The sequence below is a fragment of the Christiangramia oceanisediminis genome, assembly GCF_022570735.2.
Lineage (GTDB): Bacteria > Bacteroidota > Bacteroidia > Flavobacteriales > Flavobacteriaceae > Christiangramia > Christiangramia oceanisediminis.
Genome location: NZ_JANCNS010000002.1, coordinates 406,591 through 427,556 on the forward strand (window position 1 = coordinate 406,591; position 20,966 = coordinate 427,556).

Sequence of the window (20,966 nt, forward strand, 5' to 3'; positions counted from 1 at the left end):
ATAATGTTTGGATTGGTACTGTTAGTTTTCCTAAGCGGGAACCGCAATCTTCAATTTTTCCGGAAGGATACTAATCTTTATTTCAGTTTCTTCTCCAATGTATTCACCATCAATCTGGAAGGAAACCGGTTTTTTGCAAATTACTTTAGCAGATTTGGTTTGAATGATCTCCAGGAATTCGGGGTCTAAATTGGTTTCATTTCTAAGGGTTTTTAATACTTCACCAAGGCTTATTCGTTTAAATATAAGAATCTCGAAAAGTCCGTCATCTGGTCTTCCTATTGGATTTACATTGGCACCAGTACCATATTTATTAGCATTGGCAATTCCAAGCAGAGCTGCCTGGGCTTCCCGGTCTTCACCCTTTGACTGTATCTCGAACTCGAAAGGATATCCGCTTTTAATAAGCGTAGGAATGGACTGGATGAGATATCCCAGCTTACCCCTGAAATTAGAGTTTTCGTAATTTTTTATCAATTCTGCATTGATCCCTAGATCACTCATGTGTAAACAAATAGTATCATTTAAACTTAAGATGTCATAATTGATAAAATTGTCACCCATTGCTATTTTGACCTGTTGATTGAGTTCGTCTGGAAGCTCGAGGTTTAAAGCAAGACCATTAGCCGAACCGGCCGGAATAATTCCCATTGGCAGATCATATTTCCTGATGGTTTCAGCAACCAGGTTAATGGTCCCGTCTCCTCCTGCAACAAGTACACGACCTATTTCATGAACATCGAGAAATTTTCTTATTTTCTCGATATCATTTTCCCCTGTAGTTCTGTAAAGATGAAAATCTGCGTTTCTTCTTTGAACCTCTTCTTTTACTTTATTGATGATTCTTTGCTTGTCTATATCTCCTGAAATGGGATTTACAATCAATAAAACTTCCTTAAAATTCATGTAAGCCTGTTTAAGAATCGGTCTAAAATACTTATTTTGAATAGAAGGAATTTTAAAAAAAAGGCTAATATTTTGAAACTCGATCTTAAACTTTACAGGGGTTACGTAAATAATGAAGAATTAGTGGTTTTTGGACATTTGTTCGAATCCTGGGCGCCAGATAAGTACAGTGTCGATAAAAAAGGTGTAAAACATGCCTATTCCATCCTTCACAAATTCAGGATAAAGCCTTTGCAGAATTACGAGGTGCGTCTAAAATTCCGGGAAATGGAAGTCACTACCAAAACCATGGACGACGGTTATTTTAGATTTAGCGTTCCCTTCGAGGAAGAGCTGGAACCGGGCTGGCATGAATACGAGGTGAGTTGTAGAATGTTCGATTTTGGTATCATTGAAAAAGGCGAATTATTAAAGCCTTATGAAAGTAAACTGGCGATCATTTCTGATATTGACGATACTTTCCTGATCTCGCACAGCAATAGCTTTTTCAAGAAATTATATGTCATGCTGTCCAAAAACATCAACAAGCGAAAGGTTTTTGATGACGTGGTAAGGCATTACCAGAAGCTAAGTCTTGCCGGGCAGGATGACAATTCAAAAGCGTCCAATTCGTTCTTTTTTGTTTCCAGTAGTGAATGGAATCTGTATGATTTTATTTCAGAATTTGCCCACCTTCATGAACTACCCAAGGCGGTTATCAAACTGAAGAAGATCAAAACAGGCCTTCGTGATTTTGTAAAATCGGGCAGGGGAGACCATGACCATAAATTCATTAAGATCAAAGACATTATCTCGTTCTATCCTCATTTAAAATATGTGTTGCTCGGCGACGATTCGCAACATGACCCGTATTTGTATGAACGCATTTGCAAGACCTTTCCGGTGAATATTCGCGCGGTTTACATCAGGCAAACTTCCAGTAAGCAGAACAAAAAAGTTAAGAATGTACTTTCCAATCTAAACGATATGGGCGTGAGCACCTGTTATTTTAGGGATAGCGATAAGGCCATCAATCATTCCGCGGAACATGGAATCATATAAAAAAAGCCCCGCAATAGCGAGGCTTTTATATATTCGAGAGCTGGAATTAATTCCTTAATTCAAAGGTTTTTACTTCTTCAAAAACAGGGATCTCAATATTTTCCATTTTTGACCGGTATTCCTTCCAGTCTTTTTTGAAGAATTCGTTGGTCTTTTCAAGAGCCTCATTTAGCTCATTTTCGGCATAAGTGATCAACCTTTCTTCGGTAGCTGTCATTCCGTTCTGCCTGCTGCCCACATAACCTGAGGCCTGGCCAATTCGTTCCATTACCGTCATTTCACTGTTACGGGTGATTCCCTGGCGTTCGTCTACCTTGCCAAGATACAAGGCCAGCAGCTCATCTATAGATTTGATGATCTCTTTGGTGTCCTCCAGTTCTTCCTTGTAGGTTTCCTTTCCATCTTTTTCAGCTTTCATATCCTTCTGAAAAGTTTCAGCGATGTTTTTGCTTTCCACCAGTTGTGCTACAGCTTCGCCCGCAACCTCGGTCATATCCTGAAGTTGTTTAAGACTGGTATAAACTTCCTCTATATTTTGCTGGGAAATATCCAGGCGGGGATCAGATTCTACTTTGATCATTTCTTCGGAAGAGGTATCACCAACACTCATTACAAGCCTGTAGGTTCCAGGTTTTACATCCACACCTCCGGGCTCCCTGTTGCGTTCCCTGGTTGACCTGGAAGGTCTTTCCACACCCTTTTCATCCAGGTTCCAGTTCATGGTGTATAGGCCTGTACTGTCTGGCAGCTTCCTCTTAAGAGTTCTTATCAATCGGTCGCCATCATAGATATTAAGAGAAATTGAATCAGATTTTTTCTCCTGTTTTTCGTTGTTCTCAGCATCTTGCTCGCTTTTCTTGTTTTCAGCCGAGCTATCTTTTTCCGGAACCTGAACAAAATAAGTGATCCTGGCACCTCGATCCCTGTTATCTCCATGGTACATGGCATCACCGCCAAACCTGCTTCCGGTTGGTTGCTGGTTTGCGGCGTGGTAAGCTGTTGGCGGTTCGAAAAGCTCGAGTTTTTGATCCAGGATGTCCTGTTTTTCAGCAACAGCCCTGAAAGGACGAATATCATCCAGTACCCATGCAGCTCTTCCGAAGGTTCCGATTACCACGTCATGCTCCCGTGGATGGATCACAAGGTCTTTTACCGAAACCGTAGGGAAACCATTCGTATACTTTTGCCAGTTCGCTCCGGCATCGAATGAGATATAAAGTCCGTCATCGGTTCCAAGGAACAGCAGATTTTTGGTTTCAGGATCTTCCACGATGCTCAGGGCATAACTTTCGGTATCATCACTATCCACGATTCGTTTCCAGCTCTTCCCGTAATTGGTAGTTCTATAAGCGTAAGGCTCATAATTGTATCTTCTGTAATCGTTGGCTACCAGAAGTGCTTCACCTTTATTCTTATTAGACGCCTTGATCTGAACGATCCAGCTTCCTTCCGGCAGACCAGGAAGATTATTGCTTACATCGGTCCAGCTTTCTCCACCGTTTGTGGTGTAATGAACTTTTCCATCATCGGTACCAACCCACATCATGTCTCTTTCTACCGGTGAAGGTTCGATCACCAGGATAGTGGTGAAATTTTCGGCTCCGGTTGCGTCCATGGTAAGCCCACCGCTTTCTCCCTGTTTCTGCTTTTCAGGGTCGTTCGTGGTAAGATCTGGTGAAATCACTTCCCAGGTTTCGCCCTTATCGGTGCTTTTATGCACGAACTGGCTTCCGAAGTAGATAGTACTGTTATCAAAAGGATCGATATTGATCGCCGAATTCCAGTTAAATCGTAATTCAACTTCGGGATCGGGATGGGTAGGTTTTACAGTGTAGTTGTTTCCGGTTAGGTAATCATAGCGACTTACATATCCCTGCTGACTCATACTCCAGCCGTAGCGGCTATCGTCCCTGTCTGGCACCACATCAAAACCATCTCCAAAAGAGATCTCCTGCCAGTAGGAATTGCGAATGCCCTGGGATTTCCAAACATAGGCGGGGCCTCTCCAGCTTCCGTTATCCTGCATTCCGCCGTACACATTGTACGGAAATTCATTATCCACCGCGATGTGATAGAACTGGGCCACTGGCAAATTCGCCACGAAACGCCAGGTCTCTCCCTTATCCCGGGTAATATTCAGTCCGCCATCGTTTCCATCCATCATAAAACTTCCATCTTCCGGATGTATCCACCAGGCGTGATGATCTGGATGTATACCATTGCTTACGCCATAGGCAGGCATAAGCTCTTCAAAGCTTTTTCCTCCGTCTTCTGAAACGTTTACATAGGTAAATACCGAATATACCCTGTTTGAATTTTGAGGATCAACAAAAATGTCGCTATAGTAAAATGGCCTGTTTCCAATTTCATCCTTATCGTTGATCATTTTCCAGTTGAAACCACCATCTTCCGATTTATAAAGTGCATTCTTCTTGGATTCAACCAAAGCATAAATAATGTCTGAATCACTGGGCGCGATCGCAAGCCCCATTCGGCCTAATTCGCCTTCCGGCAGGCCATCTTTAGAGGTTCTTTCTTCCCAGGTTTCTCCACCGTCAAAAGTGATATAAAGCCCGGAACCTTCGCCTCCAGATTTAAAGAACCATGGGTCTCTTTTGTGCTCCCACATGGCTGCGATCAATTTATTAGGATTGTTGGGATCCATAACCAGGTCTGCAGCACCTGTCAGGTTATTGGAATACAGTATCTTTTCCCAGGTCTTTCCGCCATCGGTTGTTTTATAAACTCCTCGTTCTTCGTGGGCTCCCCATGGCGAACCAATAGCACCTACATAAACGATATCGGGATTGTTTGGATGAATGATCACCCGGTGAATATGCCTGGTTTCTTCCAGTCCCATATTTTTCCAGGTCTTTCCCCCATCAAGGGACTTGAATATCCCATAGCCACCGTTAAGGCTGTTTCGTGGATTTCCTTCGCCGGTTCCTGCCCAGACCACAGAAGGATTGGATTGATCGATCGCCACTGCACCAATAGAAGCAGTTACCTGGTCATCGAATATAGGTTCCCATTTAACGCCTCCACTGGTAGATTTCCATAATCCCCCAGAAGCGGTTCCAACATACATGATATCTGGGTTTTTGGTTACTACGTCTATCGAAGTAACCCGACCACTCATTCCAGCTGGACCAATATTTCGGGGCGTTTTTTCTTTAAAAAGGTTAAGATCAGGTTTTTGTCCCATGGCTATTGAAGTGATAAGCAAAAGAGACAAACTCAGGAAAATTTTGTTCATAGATAAGTTGGCTTTTTATTACTGATTTTATCGAAAATGAGCCTCAAGATACAATTTTAATAAAAATATCTATGCGGTATAGAAAAAGGAAAAGGGAAGCCGATACGGCTTCCCTTTGCTAAAGTTTTGATTTTTAGAAATAATGGATCGTCTTACCTGAATTCTTTTCTATCGTAGAATTTATCGGTAACCCGTTTTTTGGGTTGCGATTTTACATGCGGGTCGGTATCGATCAGGCCATGGTCTTCATGCAGCCATTCGCTGTCGTCGTCCAGGCTGCGTTCTGGTCTCATATTGCCCAGATTGGTACGATGCATCTTTTCAGCTTCATAATCGTCATACATCGGTTCTTCCGGATTTGATTCATTGCGTAAACGGGCTTTTTCTCTTTTAATTTGTTCCCGATTTTCTTCATGCACTATTCCGGCATTTTTCTTATCCGGATGTTGCCTGGCCAGATCTGCCAGTTCTGCATCGGTATACTGTTTACTCCTATTTGGTGAGTTTTTGGTATCGAAGGTCTCCTTTCTCCGGTCATAAGATTCCATAACCTGTTCTTCATAGGTTCTACTAATCGTAGTTCCTTTCTGGTAGCGCTTGGTATCGGCAAAGGTCTGGTAATTGATACTTCTCGTATAAGCATACTTTTCCTTACGGTTGATATTGACCAAACCCACGGGAATTATAATATGGTTTTCACCGTCCTTATTTATGAATTCCCTTAATTCTGAATTCGGACTCGCGGCATAGGGATCATGATTAGTTTCAATAATCGACTGGTCTACTTTTACGTCTACATAAACCACTTTACCCAGGTCCAGATTGACAAGAAAATCGTCTATCTCTCCAACGATTCGGTTGTCCAGGTCTCTTAATATCCAGCCCCGAATGTCAAAATCTTCTTTATTGACCCGGTAATCCTTTAATTCGCTCATATAATATAATCTCTTCTCTGCTTCACTCATAACTATGTTTTTTAACAGTTAATTCTTTCGTCATGGAGATCAACTAATTTAGTTCTTCCAAAACTCTGGGTCACCTCTTCCATTTCGGTTGTTTCCATTTCAGTATCGTCATTTTCAGTATCGCCATAGAAATACAGGAAAAGCAAGATGGCAAGGATGATAAAGATCATAAACAGCCAGGGCCATTTTGGTTTCTTTTTTTCTACTCTAATATCTGTCATAATATATCCGTTAGATTGATCTAACTAAAATAATTATAGCATTTCCCAAATTTGTTTAAGCAACCGGTAAAGTATTGTTAATTAGTTGACTGGAAACAGGTGTAAATTAAAAACCCGCATCCAATCAGGATGCGGGTTTTAAAGTATAAAGAAGTACCTATTATTAGTCCAGAAGTTCCAGTAATCTTTTCCAGGCCTGGTCATGTGCTTTTTTATTCCCGGGCTCAGCATCTTGCTGGTGCCCGCTTCTCATGAAAGCATGACCTGCATCTTCATAGATCTTATACTCATAGGTTTTTCCGGCATTCTTCATCAGTTTTTCGGTCTTTTCGATCGTGGAATTTACCCTGTTATCATTTCCGCCATAATAACCATAAATAGGTGCGTTGATTTCGGCTATTTCTGAAGCTTCCTCAGGACCCGTTCCGTAGAAAACATGGGCGCTGCTGATTTTTTCGTTATTCGTGGCATATCTGAAAGTTTGAGAACCACCCCAGCAAAAGCCTACCACAGCAACTTCCCCGGTAGAGGCAGGGTCATTTTTAATATACTGGAAGGCGGCATCCAGATCTGCTGTAACCTGATTTTTGTCAAGGTTGTAAATAGCTTCACGGGCAGCATCAGAATCTTCAAAATCGGTTGTCTTCTTTTTTCCTTCAACCGTATTCGAAATAAGGTCTGGAGCGATGACCAGGTATCCTTCTCCGGCAAGTTTATCTGCAAAGAGTCTTGCCCAGTCGTTCAATCCCCGGTTCTCATGAATTAAAATAACGGGTTTGGCCTTATCCTTTTTCTCTGGATACACTACAAATGCCTCTAAATTCCTGTCATCATAAGAGAGCGTAACCCACTCGTGATGTCTTGGAGAATCTGAAAGACCTTTAGACTCCATGTTTGTAGTCTCTGACTTCTGATTTTCAGAAACTGAAACTTCATCAGATTTTTTCTCGTTCCTGCAGCCAGTACTTACAAGGGCAATTAGGAACAGAAGTAAAAAAGGATTGAATTTTTTCATGGTCTTGAGTCTTTTATCTAAAGGTTCCTGAAGGAAATACTACCAGGCTTTCATGGCCATTCTTACCAACAGCGGCTACGCCAAAAAGGTAATTATCGATCACGATCCCGTCGAGCGTGAATTCTGTTACATCACCAACAAATCTAGAATATTGCCACTGCGGTGAAGTGGTATCTCTCCAGTAGATCTTGTACCCGGCAATTTCGCCTTTTACTGGTTCCCATCTTAACCTGGTACTTGGTTCCACGATGCCTCCAATTTCAACTTTTTCAGGCGCTGGTGGAGCCCAGGCAAGGCTGGCCAGGTTAATGGCATTTACAGCAGTTAATTTTTTGGCGTAATCAAAGTTTACTCCTTCAATCACATCGCCATAGGCTACTCCGTCTTCGGTTCTGATATCCTGGTGTTGCCTGTTGTAATTCTCATGGGCTTCCATAATTCGAACCCCGGCAAATCCCAGGTCGTTGAACGGCCTGTGGTGACCACCCCTTCCAAACCGGTCTAACCTGTAGATCATCATCGGGTTCATCTCGGGCATATAGGTTTCTACATTTTCATGGATATAGCGCGCCAATTGTCTTGAGATTCCATCGACCTCGCCACCATAAAATCTGCGCATTCTTCGTTCCTCCTCGGTTTCGGTAGGAGGGACGGGCTCTGAAAATATTCTAAAACTTCGGTTGTCGATCACTCCATCGACTCCTTCAATATTCCCGATCATATCATTATTCAGAACTCCAATAATATCCCAGTTGTTCTTTTTGGCATATTCAGCCAGGCCTTTACCTCCAAACAATCCCTGTTCTTCACCTGAAAGCCCCACGTAAATGACACTGCTGTCAAATTCATATTGAGATAAAACCCTTGCAGCTTCCATGGTTCCGGCCATTCCACTGGCATTATCATTGGCTCCGGGAGCATCTGTTTCATAATCCATGGTATTGCTGGCCCTGGAATCTATATCTCCACTCATGATGACATATCTGTTAGGATACTTTTTGCCTTTTTGAATGGCGACCACGTTCACAACCCAGGCTTCCTTAGGGATGCGCTGTCCATCTTCAGGCGTTACATAATCTTTCTGGTAAAAAACATCAAGACAGTTATTGCAACGTGTTGAAATACTTTCAAATTCAGATTTGATCCATCTTCTGGCCGCACCAATTCCACGAGTGTCTGAGACGGTATCGCTGAAGGTGTTTCGGGTACCGAAACCGGCAAGCTTTCTAATATCGTGTTCAATACTGTCTGAGGATACCTTATCGATAATTTCATAAAGTTTCTTATCGGTTTCCTGTGAATGTAGGCTAGTGCTAAGGCCAGTTAAAAAAAGGCACAGAATAAATAATTGGGGGATTGTTTTAATCATAATTATATTTTTGGCATCCTAAAATACAGAAGTTTGGCGGATATCTAAAAAATAAAACCCCGGGAAATTTTTCCCGGGGTTTTAAACTTAATCAATTTCTACAAATTAGCTGGCACGCATTTCATGCATCTCTGCTTTTGCTTCATTAATTTTCTTTTTGGATTTTGATCCGGCTAAATTAGCTTTTGTTCTTGATTTTAGTGCTTCCACTTTATGATTAATGGAATCGGTAAAATCGTGAATGCTTTTATTGGCACCTTTGATATATTCATCTCCTTTATCGGTGATAGCTTTTCTTGTATCTTTTCCTTTCTTAGGTGCAAAAAGTAGTCCGGCAGCAGCTCCTAATGCTGCACCAGATAATAGCCCTACTAACATTTTTCCTGATTTCATAAATTTTGGTTTTAAATTGATTTGATTTAAGTTTCAATGTAAAATTAAGCAGAAATTAAAGCCTTACCGCGGCCTGCGAGTTAATCTATCTTTAAAAGATTTTACGAATTGCTAATATTTTAACACTGCGATCGTATCAGGAATTTTCATTGAATTTTTCAAGCAGGGTGCGAACCCTTGGAGTCCCCTCAACATAGTATCTTGCACTGGTCTTTTTAATTCCTACCTTAACGGTGTAGGAGGTTTCGGGTAATTCCCTGAACATATATTCATCTGTCCAGTCGTCTCCGATCGCGAATATAAAATCGTAGTTCTCTCCAACCAGTTTTTTGGTACAGGCTTTACCTTTATTCACATCACTGCTTTTGATCTCGAGAACCTTATTTCCTTCCAGAACACTTAGACCACGATTAGCGATAAGTTCTTTGAGCGTGTTGCTCAATTCGTTGGCACGAATTTCACCAAGTTCGGGGTCTGCCTTTCGATAATGCCAGGCTAGGGAATAATTCTTTTCTTCAATGAAAGTACCCGGAGTACGGTCAACGAAACTTTCAATTACGGGCCTTACGGCATCCATCCATTCGCTTTTTACATTTTCTGCCAGTTCCCATTCACCGTTGATCTGGCGCATCCATACCCCGTGTTCTGAAATCAATTCTACAGGAACGTCCTGCCACCAGCTTCCAAGCGTGTTCTTGTCTCTTCCGCTTATCAGGACCACATCGGTATTTTCAGATTCGTTCAGCGCGCGTATCAATTCTTTCAGATCTTCATCTGGTTTTGCATTTTCAGGCTTATCAACAAAATCTACCAGGGTTCCGTCATAGTCTATAAAGAGAATGCGTTTTTCTGCCTGTCTGAATTGCTTCAGGATTTCATCAGAAATCTCCGGAGTGATTCGGATAGATTTGAACGCATCCCTGTTTTCACGAGTGGTTCTAAGGGCTTTCATGAAATCCTGAGCCCATTTCTCTACGCTGTATCTTCGAAGTCGCTTCTGAAGCATTTTATTGCGTTCCATTTGCTCTTCTTTTGGCATATGGAAGGCTGTTTTGAGAGCTTCAGAAACCTGTTCAAAATTATTCGGATTAATGATCAGGGCCTCGTTCATTTCATGTGCCGCTCCAGCCATTTCACTTAGAATGAGGACTCCGGTTTTATCTGTCCTCGTAGCGATATATTCTTTTGCTACCAGGTTCATTCCATCTCGAATTGGAGTAAGAAGGGCGATCTCACAGGTAGTATACAGATCTATCAAATTCTCAAATGGCATTGACCTATAGAAATACCAGATAGGTGTCCAGTTTACGGTAGAGAACTTTCCATTGATCCTACCTACCAGTTCATCAACTTCGCGCTTGAGTCTTCGGTATTGTGGAACATTTGATCTTGAGGGCACCGCCAGCATGACCAGCCTTACCTTTTCAATATATTCCGGATTTCTATCCAGGAAATATTCGTAAGCCCTGATGCGGTGGGCGATCCCTTTAGTATAATCCAGCCTGTCTATACTTAATATCAGTTTAGCGTCTGGAGTTGCATCGAGGTGGTGATCCAGCCTGCGTTGCAGTTCAGATTTAGTTTCACTGGTTTTTTCAAAATGATCTAATGCGGCCTGCTCGAATTTCCTGTAATCGATTCCCATAGGAAAGGAATCTACTTTTACGATCCTGTCTGGCAGGGTGATCTCATTAAAATCTACCTGATGTCTTAAAATACGACTTACCGAACTCAGGAAATGACGCTCATAATCGTAGGTATGAAATCCTATGAGGTCTGCTCCCAATACACCTTTTAGAACTTCATCTCTCCAGGGAAGCGTTCTGAAAACTTCATAGGATGGAAAAGGGATATGGTTGAAAAACCCGATAACGGCTTCGGGTTCCTGTTCCCTGATCATATTGGGAACCAGCAGTAACTGGTAATCATGCACCCAGATCACGTCTCCGTCTTTATATAGTTCCAGTATTTTATCGGCGTATTTCTGATTTACCTGCTTGTAGATCTGCCAGTGTTCTTCATCAGATTCAGTATACTCCATGAAATAATGGAAGAGAGGCCAAACGGTTCGGTTACTGAAACCATAGTAAAAACCATCGATTTCGGCCGAAGTAAGGTGTACCGCCACACAGTTTTCTTCTTTAGCTTTTTTCTGAACATCTTCTTTCAGATCTTCGGGAATCTCTTCTTCTGTAAGACCGGGCCAGCCAACCCATACACTATCGCCGTCTTTATGAAATGATTTTAAGCCGGTTGCAAGTCCTCCAACGCTGGGAGTGACATCCAGCTTATCATTTTCTATGGATATTTGAAGTGGTAGCCTGTTAGAAAGGATGATGGTTTTACTCATAATTTAATGTAAATACTGTTGTGACGAATTTGAATTTTATTAAATTTCCGAAAATCATTTCAGACAGCCATTCATTTAAAGGATTTTTAAGATATATGGATAATTTGGATTACGGAATAATTGGAAATTGTAAAAGTGCCGCGCTCATTTCAAAAACAGGGTCTTTAGATTGGTGCTGCTTACCAAATTTTGATTCTTCGGCGATCTTTTGCAAAATTCTGGACGAGGAGATAGGGGGAAGTTTCGAGATCCTGGTAGATGATGATTATGAGATCAACCAGGAGTATTTGTGGGAAACCAATATACTAAGTACTACCTTCGACAATGGTACAGATTCCTTTCAGCTAATCGATTTTATGCCAAGGTATGCCCAGGAAGACGGGCAGTATTATGCCCCCCCAGATATTATTCGGTTTTTCAGGTTAACCGGGGGAGCTCCAAAATTGAGGATCAAATATGATCCTAAACTGGATTTTTCGAAGGAGAAGACCTATAATGAGAATAAAGGTGATTATATAAAAAGTTTTACCAAAGAGGGGAAATACGATTCCATTTATTTTTACTCCAGCTTTAACCTTGATGATGTTCTGGAAAGCAAGGAAATTACCTTGAAAGGCAATGAATATTGCCTTATAGGATATCATGAGAAGCTGGTGGAACAATCCCTGGACAGATCTTATCTCAAATTCCAGCGTACCAAGGTTTACTGGATGAACTGGAGCGATAAATCCACGAGATACACTCATTATGGTAATGAGATCATGAGAAGTGCCCTGGTACTTAAGGCATTGAGCTATAAAAAATCAGGTGCAGTGCTCGCTGCAGCTACTACCTCGCTTCCCGAGACGATCGGGGAGGAGCGAAACTGGGATTATCGTTTTTGCTGGATCAGGGATGCCTCCATGGTCATTAAAGTAATGGCTGGACTAGGGCATATTAAATCTGCCAAGGATTTCCTTCAGTTTATCATAGATATTATTCCGCATAAGGATGAAAAGATACAGATCATGTATGGTATCAATGGTGAAAAGGAATTGACCGAACATATTCTTAGCCATTTAAAAGGCTATGAGGGTTCTTCTCCGGTAAGAACCGGGAATGCAGCTTATATCCAAAAGCAGAACGATATATACGGAATTCTGATGGAAGTGATCTACCAGCAATTCCTGATGTTCGAAACCTCACTTGAAAATTCGGAAGAACTCTGGACGGTGGTACGCGGTATTGTGATGATCGTTGAAGAAAACTGGAAAAAACCCGATAAGGGAATCTGGGAATTGCGAACCGAAGACCGTCACTTTATTTTTTCCAAATTATTATGCTGGGTAGCCATAGACAGGGCCATCAAGATAGGCGAGGTACTTAGGATGGGAATCAATGATACGCACTGGAAAGAGCTTAGGGAGGAGATCTACCAGGATATCTATGAAAATGGCTGGAACGAGGAAAAACAGGCGTATACACAGTATTACGGATCAGATGACCTGGATGCTTCTACTTTGTTGATGCAATCTTACGGCTTTATAGAAGCAGATGATCCAAGATTTATAGGTACGGTAAGAGCTACTGAAAAGGAACTATGTGAAGACGGTTTGATGTATCGATATCGCAATAATGACGATTTTGGGAAGCCTAGCTCTTCTTTTACCATTTGTACCTTTTGGCTGATAGACAGCCTTTATAAAATTGGAGAGGAGAAAAAAGCAAAGGATATGTTTGACCAGCTTTTATCCTATAGCAATCACCTGGGACTTTTTAGCGAGGATATCGATTTTAAGACCAAGCGTTTGTTAGGAAACTTTCCCCAGGCATATTCTCACCTGGCTCTTATAGAAACTGCGGCTAACTTTAGCAAGGGAATATCTGAGGGGATGCTTTTTCAGGAATGATCGTTCGCGGCCTTGTCGTTGACCATTATTCGGGTTTTTGGCAGATGCTGTGGATATTCCCTCTGGATAAAATCAAGTAATTTTTCCCTTAGAAACACCCTAAGGTCCCAGGCCGTAGGCGAGTCTTTGGCGCTTACCAGGACGCGTAGCTCTACCGTACGTTCTGTGGTATTGGTAACCTGTAAAACATTTACCTTTCCATCCCATAAATCGGTAGAATTTAAAAGCCTGGTTTGTTCCTTTCTAATAGAATCTACCGGAAGGGCATAATCTGTATATATAAACACGGTACCCAGTATATCTGCTGAAGTTCTTGTCCAGTTCTGAAAGGTTTTTTCAATAAAATAGGTAGTGGGAACCACCAGTCTTCGTTTATCCCAGACTCTCACGATCACATAGGTGAGATTGATCTCTTCGATCCAACCCCATTCACCCTCTACGATCACGACGTCATCAAGCCTTATTGGTTGCGTGATGGCGATTTGAATCCCCGCCAAAAGGGTACCAATCGCTTTTTGGGCGGCAAGACCTATGATGATACCGGCTATACCCGCGGAGGTAAGTACACTTACGCCAATAGACCGTATGCTTTCTATACTCATCAGGCTTATACCCAGTGCCAGGATCACGATAATAAAAATGACGATATTTTCAAGGATCATGTACTGCGTATAGACCTTCCGTGCTTTTAGGTTGTTTTCAGTTTCAAGATCATATTTTCTGAGCATTCGTTTTTTAACTACCTTGAATAAAAGTATAAGTAGCCAGGCAAGGCTAAAAATAATTCCGATAGTACTGGAATGGCCAAAAATTTCCTTTGTGGTTTCATATCCGAAAATATCACCCAGAATAGCGACTTTCACCAGTAGGGAGGCAAGAAAGATTAACAAGGGAATCCTTATCTTATGTGCAAAATTTACCGGGAGTATGTTTCGAGGATCTTTTCCCAGTCTTTTCAGAATATAGAAACTAATTGAAAACAGTAAGACTAAAACCAGGATTCCGCAAATTATATAGGTGGTGGTATTCATTTTAAGATCCATCATATATTTTCATTATTTTAACTTAAAACTACTAAAAATGAGGCGCTATGGATATTTTAGGCTATGCTTTAAAGGAATTTTAACCAAAAAGGATTTCGTGGAAAAAGTAAATCAATTCTTTATCCAGATCTCATTTAAGCGAAATTTGTAGTTATGATTGAAACTTTTAAAAGCCTTCTTTTCGCTATAGTTATTTGCTCGTTTAGTTCCTGTGGGCAAAAAGAAATTATTCCATCGAATGCTACTCCGCAATTATTATCTGATGAATTTCAATTTACTGAAGGACCAGCTGCCGATTCTGAAGGAAATATATTCTTTACGGACCAGCCTAACGACAGGATCTACAAATGGTCTGCAGACAGCGGCGAAATCTCGTTATGGATGGAAAACACCGGAAGAGCCAATGGTCTATATTTTGACAACAAGGGAAATTTGATCTCATGTTCAGATGAAAATTCAGAATTATGGGAAATTGATCCTGACAGAAACGTAAAGGTAATCCTGGAAGATATCAATGGTAAAAGAATGAATGGCCCTAACGACCTTTGGATAGATGAGAAAGGCGGAATCTATTTCACCGATCCTTATTACCAGAGAGCTTACTGGAACAGAAAGGAACCAGATCTCGAATCTAAGAATGTATATTATTTGTCTCCAGACAGAAGTAAAGTTAGGGTGGTAGCTCAAAATTTTGTTCAGCCTAACGGGATAATCGGTTCTGCAGATAAGGCTTTACTTTATATCAGTGACATTGGCTCCGGGAAAACCTATTCCTATAAGATCATGCAAGATGGAAGTCTTACTGATAAGGAACTGTTTGTTGAAATGGGGTCAGACGGTATGACCCTTGACGAACGGGGGAATGTGTACCTAACCGGAAAGGGAGTAACAATTTTTGATGAAAAAGGCAGTAAGATCGCTAATATACCTGTAGACCAGGATTGGACAGCAAATGTCACTTTTGGAGGACAGAATAATAAAACCCTGTTCATTACTGCGAGTAAGGCGATCTATAAACTTGATATGAATGTTCAAGGTGCCAATTAAAAACTGAGGGCAAACAGGATAAATGCCTAGTCATTTTTCTCAGAAGCACTTTGATTTCTTTTATCTTCCAGTTCCACACGTTCCTTGCTCCAGTAAAAGCCATCTTCCAGTTCAGATATATAGGCAACGATCTTTTCCCGGAGTTCACAATGCAGGTCCCAGGTAGTGGGATAATCCTTAGCACTGCATAAACATCTAATCTTGATGGATTTATTATCAACTTCAGTGACCTGTACCATGGGTGTTTTTTCTTCATCTTCATCCCATAGATCTGAAGCTTTTAGCAACTCCGAAAACTTCTTCCTAACGAGGTCCACGTCAATTCGATGATCAGCGTACACCTGAACAGCTTCTATGCTTTGAGCATTGGTCATGGAAAGATTTTCAAAACTGTCAGAAATGACGGTCTTCAGAGGAATTACCTTCCTCCTCAGGTCCCATGTCTTTACGATCATATAGGTGAAGGTGATATCTTCTACAAAACCGTAGGAATCATCAATGATCACAGCATCACCAATTTTGGCCGGTTTGGTTATTGCTATCTGCACTCCGGCTATAATATTGCCCAATGTGCTCTGCGCAGCGATACCAAACAGCACCGTTGCTATTCCCGCAGAGGCCATCAGGGAAATACCAAGTTGTTCCAGCGAGGGAAACTGTGAGAAAATTATCGCGGCACCAATGATAACTATAGCAAATATGAAGATGCGCCGGCCTACCGAAATATAGGTCATTAGCTTTTTAGCCTGTGCATTTTCTTCCTGGTTCAAATCGCCAACCTTGTGCTCGGCAAAAAAGTCCATGATATAATCGATCACTCTCATGACCAGCCAGGTTATGATACTGATGATGATTATAAGTAGTAAGGCATAAATACCTCTTGCCAGCGGACCTGTAAAGGAAATCAGGTTGTTGAGCAAAAGGTAGAAAAATAGGATCCCTACAACAGCACCAGCGGGAGAAGCGAGCCGGTAAGCAATATTTCGAATCCAGTACTTTTCAGTATTTGAGAACAATTTCCGAAGATAATGGGAAACGATCTTAGCAATAAAATAGGCCATGATCATCAGGATGATCGTACCAATGGTTTTCCAGATGGGAATGCCGAATACTTCGAAGCTCATCCATCCCGGGATCAACCTGTCCAGCTTTCGCGGGCCAAAAGCCTTGTATAAAGGTTCGATATTTTCTACCGTTTGAGCCGAAATGAGCCACACAGGGCTGTTGTCTTTATACTTAAGGCGTTGCAGCCTGAAATCAACAACGCGGTTATTAAGATCTGTTTGCCCGAAACTGATACTTCGGCGTGGCTGGCCTGCCACGGCCTGGTTGGTCGAGGTACTTACATCGATCTGTCCATCTGGCCTGTCTGATAATCCGTCCCAACCAATTGAAATTCGCTGCTCCAGTACGAAATTGAGTTTTTCTGCAAGCATAGCTGCATCTTCCTGGCTAATGTCGTCTGGCAGCAAATTGAGATTTAAGGCATACGCAGCCTGCTCGTAATCTTTATTCCTGGAATTGATGATGAAATGTTCAAGTGTTGCCTGTGGTGTTTGTAAATTGATATCTTCCGGAGGATATCCTATACCTGCATTCCAGCGGCTTGCAATAAAATAAGCCTTTTCATATTCCGCAAGATTAGTTCCGGCATTGGCAGTACTATCCTCAATAAGAATTTCCTTGGGTGGTAATTTGTGATCATCAGATTGGTCTATGCTATCGGCGCCTTGCTGTGCAAGTAAGACGAATCCGGGAAAGAGGATGGCTAATATGGCCAGCTTTATAGTTTTCAGGGTCATATTCAAAATCGATTAGCAGAATCGTTAATATACCATATTTCCTGAAATCTTCTAAAAACCGGCAACTTGAGTTATTATCGGTAGGGTGAAAACAAAAAGCCACTCAAATCATCGAGTGGCTTTTTCCAGTTTAAAGAATGTTTCCTTAGAAACAATATTTGTTTTCAGAAGTAAGTTTTTCTGCGATCGTATTTCTTAATGCAACCACATTAGGCATATTCTGATACTTGGTGAATCGCTTAAGTCCCATAAGCATCATACGTTGCTCATCACCTTCCGCAAAAGATCCAATTCCCTCTTTAGCCTTGGTATTTACAATCTCGACAGCATGGTACAGGTATAATTTGGCCATGGCGATCTCTTCCTTGTGATTCTCTTCTCCGTTTTTCTTCGCGTTCTTTTCAGCTCTAAGAATTCCAGATTCTGCCATATAGATTTCGATCAGGATGTCGGCAGCGGCAAGTAATAATTGCTGGTGCTCTTCCAGGCCTGGCCCGAATTTCTGAACGGCGCTTCCCGCAACCATCAGGAATACCTTCTTAAGCTTCGCGACCATTTCTTTCTCTTCAGCGAAAAGCTCTGAATAATCCGGTTTATCCATAGATGGAATTCCGGTTAGCTCATCGGCCACGCTTTTAGCTGGACCTAAAAGATCTACATGACCTTTCATCGCTTTTTTCACCAACATTCCTACAGATAACATTCTGTTGATCTCGTTGGTACCTTCATAGATACGGGCGATACGAGCATCTCTCCAGGCAGATTCCATTGGTGTATCGGCAGAGAATCCCATACCACCATAAACCTGAATTCCCTCGTCGCTACAATTCTGAATATCTTCTGAACAGGCGACTTTCAGGATGGAACATTCAATGGCATATTCTTCCACACCTTTTAGTTCAGCTTCGGAATGTGAAGCACCGTTTTCAAGGCGTATATTGATTCGGTCTTCGATATCCTTGGCGGCACGATAACTTGCTGCTTCCCCAACATAAGCTGAAGTTGCCATTTCAGCAAGTTTAGATTTGATCGCTCCAAATTTGGCAATAGGGGTTTTAAACTGAACGCGGTCATTGGCATATTTAACGGCCAGATCGGTCACCCTTCTCTGGGCATCCAGTGAAGCGGCAGCCAGTTTGATTCGGCCAATGTTAAGCGCGTTCATCGCGATCTTGAATCCGTTGCCACGCTCAGAAAGCATATTTTCTACCGGCACCTTGGTTTCATTGAAGAATACCTGGCGGGTAGAGGAGGAGTGGATTCCGAGTTTCTTTTCTTCTTCTCCAAAAGAGATCCCGTTTTCTTTATCGTTTTCAACGATGAACCCGGTGATGTTCTTATCGTCTTCGATCCTTGCGAATACGATGAACACGTCGGCAAAACCAGCATTGGAGATCCACATTTTTTGTCCGCTGATGCTGTAATATTTACCATCTTCAGAAAGGACAGCTTTTGTTTTTCCTGAATTTGCGTCAGATCCTGCATCCGGCTCTGTCAAACAGTAAGCGCCAAACCACTCACCGGTAGCCAGTTTTGGAACATATTTTTTCTTTTGCTCTTCGGTTCCATAAAGAGTAATTGGCATTGTTCCAATTCCCGTATGGGCTCCAAAAGCAGTAGCTACAGAACCTGTAGCTCCAGAAATGTAATCACAAACCAGCATTGTAGAAACGAAGCCCATTCCCAGGCCATCATATTCTTCTGGTACGGCAACCCCAAGGAAACCAAGTTCCCCTGCTTTGCGCATCACCTCTTCGGTAAGTTCATAATTCTTCTTTTCAAATTCTTCCTTATGAGGCCAAATTTCGCGATCTACGAATTCCTTAACTGAATCGCGCATCATTCTTTGTTCCTCGTTAAAATCTTCAGGGGTGAAGACATCTTCACACTTGGTCTCCTTAACAAGGAATTGACCACCTCTTAAAAGATCTTTTTTTGCTGTATCTGTGCTCATTTATTTAGATATTGGTATTGAGAAGTGAGATATTAGACTCAGTAACTCAATTAATTGATAATATTTATTCTTTTTATAGTCTCTTTTCTAGATTCTCAGATCTTAAGTCTAGTTGAGGAATTCAAAAATTCCGGCAGCACCCTGTCCTGTTCCCACACACATGGTCACCATACAATGCTTATTCTTCAATTCGCGTTTGCGCATTTCGTCAAAGATCTGAACCGATAGTTTCGCTCCGGTACAACCCAGCGGGTGACCCATAGAAATGGCTCCACCGTTTACATTCAGTTTATCTTTATTAAGGTCTAATTCCCTGATCACGGCCAGAGACTGGGAAGCGAAGGCCTCATTCAGCTCGATAAGTTCCATGTCCTGGGGTTTCAAACCGGCCTGTTTCAATGCCTTTGGGATCGCATAGACTGGTCCTATCCCCATAATTCTTGGTTCTACACCTACAGCGGTATAACTCACCATCCTGGCGATTGGTTCAAGGTTCAGCTCCTTTACCATTTCTTCGCTCATTACCATCACAAATGCAGCACCATCACTCATTTGTGAGGAGTTCCCGGCAGTCACGCTTCCGCCTTCAGCAAAAACCGGTTTCAATTTGTTCAACACCTCAACTGAAGTATCTTTTCTTGGACCTTCATCCTTATTTACCGTATAAGACTTCGTTTGTTTTTTTCCATTATCATCCACGAAGGTTTCATCGATTTTGATCGGAACGATCTGGTCCTGGAATCGATCTTCAGCCTGGGCTTTTATCGCTTTTTGGTGTGACTGGTAAGCGAATTCATCCTGGTCTTCACGAGATACCTTGTATTTCTTAGCAACTGCCTCGGCAGTTAATCCCATTCCCCAGTAATAATCTTCATTACCTTCCTTGGCGAGTTTATAATCGGGAACCGGTTTGTAACCACCCATTGGTATGTAGCTCATACTCTCGGCACCACCGGCAATGATACAGTCGGCCATTCCATTCTGGATCTTTGCGGTAGCGATCGATATGGTTTCAAGTCCTGAGGCACAATACCGGTTCACGGTCATTCCGGGAACGTCTTCGATCTTCAATCCCATCAGGGAGATCAATCTACCTACGTTCAATCCCTGCTCTGCTTCAGGCATGGCATTACCTACGATCACATCGTCGATACGTTTTTTGTCAAAATCGGGAAGTTTATCCATCATATATTCGATGGTTTCCGCTGCCAGTTCATCTGGTCTTTTAAAGCGAAATACTCCGCGTGGAGCTTTTCCTACCGCGGTTCTGTATGCTTTTACTATATATGCTGTCTTCATTTTAGTATTTAGATTTGAGTAATGAGTATTGAGAACTGCATTACTGTTTTAAACTTTTTATTAATGAATAATTCATCTTTTGAATTTCTGTTACCTTTTCAAGGATTGGATCAACCAATTCCTTTGAAATTAAGTTCAGTTTATATGCGAGAGTCAGTTGAGTAAAAAGTTCGTAGGAAGATCCGGATGCAATGCTTAGAAAGTTTTTAAATTCTCCCTTTTTTTCTCTTCCAGCTCCTTCTGCAATGTTAGAAGGTATGGAAATAGCACAACGTCTTATTTGACTTGTTAAACCGAACCTCTCATCGGAAGGGAATCCAGCGCTGAGCTTATATATTTCTTCAGCTATAATCATCGCTTTATTCCAAATTTTAAGATCATTCAGTTTGTGCATCTTTTTAAAAACTAATTACTCA

The 20,966-nt window shown here is 41.8% G+C and carries 16 protein-coding genes; 3 read left to right on the forward strand and 13 right to left on the reverse strand.

The genetic code is table 11. The features are described from left to right. Positions 1-30: 30 nt before the first annotated feature. Complete coding sequence (locus MKO06_RS09155; RefSeq protein WP_241551879.1) at positions 31-906, reverse strand: diacylglycerol/lipid kinase family protein; 876 nt, start codon at positions 904-906, stop codon at positions 31-33. Between the two features lie 72 nt (positions 907-978). Between MKO06_RS09155 and MKO06_RS09160 the strand changes: the two genes are divergently transcribed. Beyond that, complete coding sequence (locus MKO06_RS09160; RefSeq protein ID WP_241552041.1) at positions 979-1,947, forward strand: App1 family protein; 969 nt, start codon at positions 979-981, stop codon at positions 1,945-1,947. Positions 1,948-1,993: 46 nt separating this feature from the next. Here MKO06_RS09160 and MKO06_RS09165 read toward each other — a convergent pair whose 3' ends face one another. From MKO06_RS09165 to MKO06_RS09195, 7 genes are all read right to left on the reverse strand, one after another. Next, entirely contained in the window at positions 1,994-5,203 is a 3,210-nt protein-coding gene (locus MKO06_RS09165; protein WP_241551880.1) for a WD40/YVTN/BNR-like repeat-containing protein, read from the reverse strand. 152 nt (positions 5,204-5,355) lie between these two features. Then, the gene (locus MKO06_RS09170; protein WP_241551881.1) at positions 5,356-6,168 is read right to left on the reverse strand and encodes a hypothetical protein; all 813 of its coding nucleotides are present in this window, start codon (positions 6,166-6,168) and stop codon (positions 5,356-5,358) included. Between the two features lie 11 nt (positions 6,169-6,179). Then, positions 6,180-6,389: a hypothetical protein gene (locus tag MKO06_RS09175; protein ID WP_241551882.1), complete on the reverse strand. Its 210-nt coding sequence runs from the start codon at positions 6,387-6,389 to the stop codon at positions 6,180-6,182. 163 nt (positions 6,390-6,552) lie between these two features. After that, positions 6,553-7,404 carry a dienelactone hydrolase family protein gene (locus MKO06_RS09180; RefSeq protein WP_241551883.1) on the reverse strand — a complete coding sequence of 284 codons (852 nt, stop codon included), beginning with the start codon at positions 7,402-7,404 and terminating at the stop codon, positions 6,553-6,555. A 13-nt stretch (positions 7,405-7,417) separates the two neighbouring features. After that, on the reverse strand, positions 7,418-8,773 hold the full coding sequence (locus tag MKO06_RS09185) for a M28 family metallopeptidase (RefSeq protein WP_241551884.1): 1,356 nt from the start codon (positions 8,771-8,773) through the stop codon (positions 7,418-7,420). A 105-nt stretch (positions 8,774-8,878) separates the two neighbouring features. Beyond that, positions 8,879-9,166, reverse strand: a complete 288-nt coding sequence (locus MKO06_RS09190; protein WP_241551885.1) for a YtxH domain-containing protein — start codon at positions 9,164-9,166, stop codon at positions 8,879-8,881. A gap of 136 nt (positions 9,167-9,302) precedes the next feature. Further along, positions 9,303-11,516 carry a bifunctional alpha,alpha-trehalose-phosphate synthase (UDP-forming)/trehalose-phosphatase gene (locus MKO06_RS09195; protein ID WP_241551886.1) on the reverse strand — a complete coding sequence of 738 codons (2,214 nt, stop codon included), beginning with the start codon at positions 11,514-11,516 and terminating at the stop codon, positions 9,303-9,305. A 95-nt stretch (positions 11,517-11,611) separates the two neighbouring features. Here MKO06_RS09195 and MKO06_RS09200 point away from each other — a divergent pair, with 95 nt between their 5' ends. Then, the gene (locus tag MKO06_RS09200) at positions 11,612-13,405 is read left to right on the forward strand and encodes a glycoside hydrolase family 15 protein (protein ID WP_241551887.1); all 1,794 of its coding nucleotides are present in this window, start codon (positions 11,612-11,614) and stop codon (positions 13,403-13,405) included. Here MKO06_RS09200 and MKO06_RS09205 read toward each other — a convergent pair. Next, positions 13,396-14,451, reverse strand: coding sequence for a mechanosensitive ion channel family protein (locus tag MKO06_RS09205; RefSeq protein WP_241551888.1), 1,056 nt, complete (start codon positions 14,449-14,451; stop codon positions 13,396-13,398). The two genes, MKO06_RS09200 and MKO06_RS09205, sit on opposite strands and share 10 nt — an antisense overlap. 150 nt (positions 14,452-14,601) lie before the next feature. Here MKO06_RS09205 and MKO06_RS09210 point away from each other — a divergent pair, with 150 nt between their 5' ends. Beyond that, entirely contained in the window at positions 14,602-15,495 is an 894-nt protein-coding gene (locus tag MKO06_RS09210; RefSeq protein WP_241551889.1) for an SMP-30/gluconolactonase/LRE family protein, read from the forward strand. A gap of 26 nt (positions 15,496-15,521) precedes the next feature. Here the strand turns inward: MKO06_RS09210 and MKO06_RS09215 are convergent, their stop codons facing one another. From MKO06_RS09215 to MKO06_RS09230, 4 genes are all read right to left on the reverse strand, one after another. Then, complete coding sequence (locus tag MKO06_RS09215; protein WP_241551890.1) at positions 15,522-17,297, reverse strand: mechanosensitive ion channel family protein; 1,776 nt, start codon at positions 17,295-17,297, stop codon at positions 15,522-15,524. Positions 17,298-17,442: 145 nt separating this feature from the next. Further along, on the reverse strand, positions 17,443-19,251 hold the full coding sequence (locus MKO06_RS09220) for an acyl-CoA dehydrogenase family protein (RefSeq protein WP_241551891.1): 1,809 nt from the start codon (positions 19,249-19,251) through the stop codon (positions 17,443-17,445). Positions 19,252-19,359: 108 nt separating this feature from the next. Further along, positions 19,360-20,550 (reverse strand): acetyl-CoA C-acyltransferase, encoded by a 1,191-nt coding sequence (locus MKO06_RS09225; RefSeq protein ID WP_241551892.1) that lies wholly within the window; start codon positions 20,548-20,550, stop codon positions 19,360-19,362. Between the two features lie 40 nt (positions 20,551-20,590). Next, a complete protein-coding gene (locus MKO06_RS09230; protein WP_241551893.1) occupies positions 20,591-20,944 on the reverse strand; it encodes a four helix bundle protein in 354 nt (117 codons plus the stop codon). Between the last annotated feature and the right edge of the window lie 22 nt (positions 20,945-20,966).

Bases quoted from the DNA above. Each gene is read 5' to 3' on its own strand.
- MKO06_RS09195 (WP_241551886.1), bottom strand. From the start codon at position 11,516: ATGAGTAAAACCATCATCCTTTCTAACAGGCTACCACTTCAAATATCC.
- MKO06_RS09175 (WP_241551882.1), bottom strand. From the start codon at position 6,389: ATGACAGATATTAGAGTAGAAAAAAAGAAACCAAAATGGCCCTGGCTG.
- MKO06_RS09230 (WP_241551893.1), bottom strand. From the start codon at position 20,944: ATGCACAAACTGAATGATCTTAAAATTTGGAATAAAGCGATGATTATA.
- MKO06_RS09190 (WP_241551885.1), bottom strand. From the start codon at position 9,166: ATGAAATCAGGAAAAATGTTAGTAGGGCTATTATCTGGTGCAGCATTA.
- MKO06_RS09165 (WP_241551880.1), bottom strand. From the start codon at position 5,203: ATGAACAAAATTTTCCTGAGTTTGTCTCTTTTGCTTATCACTTCAATA.
- MKO06_RS09200 (WP_241551887.1), top strand. From the start codon at position 11,612: ATGGATAATTTGGATTACGGAATAATTGGAAATTGTAAAAGTGCCGCG.
- MKO06_RS09225 (WP_241551892.1), bottom strand. From the start codon at position 20,550: ATGAAGACAGCATATATAGTAAAAGCATACAGAACCGCGGTAGGAAAA.
- MKO06_RS09220 (WP_241551891.1), bottom strand. From the start codon at position 19,251: ATGAGCACAGATACAGCAAAAAAAGATCTTTTAAGAGGTGGTCAATTC.
- MKO06_RS09170 (WP_241551881.1), bottom strand. From the start codon at position 6,168: ATGAGTGAAGCAGAGAAGAGATTATATTATATGAGCGAATTAAAGGAT.
- MKO06_RS09185 (WP_241551884.1), bottom strand. From the start codon at position 8,773: ATGATTAAAACAATCCCCCAATTATTTATTCTGTGCCTTTTTTTAACT.
- MKO06_RS09155 (WP_241551879.1), bottom strand. From the start codon at position 906: ATGAATTTTAAGGAAGTTTTATTGATTGTAAATCCCATTTCAGGAGAT.
- MKO06_RS09215 (WP_241551890.1), bottom strand. From the start codon at position 17,297: ATGACCCTGAAAACTATAAAGCTGGCCATATTAGCCATCCTCTTTCCC.
- MKO06_RS09205 (WP_241551888.1), bottom strand. From the start codon at position 14,451: ATGATGGATCTTAAAATGAATACCACCACCTATATAATTTGCGGAATC.
- MKO06_RS09180 (WP_241551883.1), bottom strand. From the start codon at position 7,404: ATGAAAAAATTCAATCCTTTTTTACTTCTGTTCCTAATTGCCCTTGTA.
- MKO06_RS09210 (WP_241551889.1), top strand. From the start codon at position 14,602: ATGATTGAAACTTTTAAAAGCCTTCTTTTCGCTATAGTTATTTGCTCG.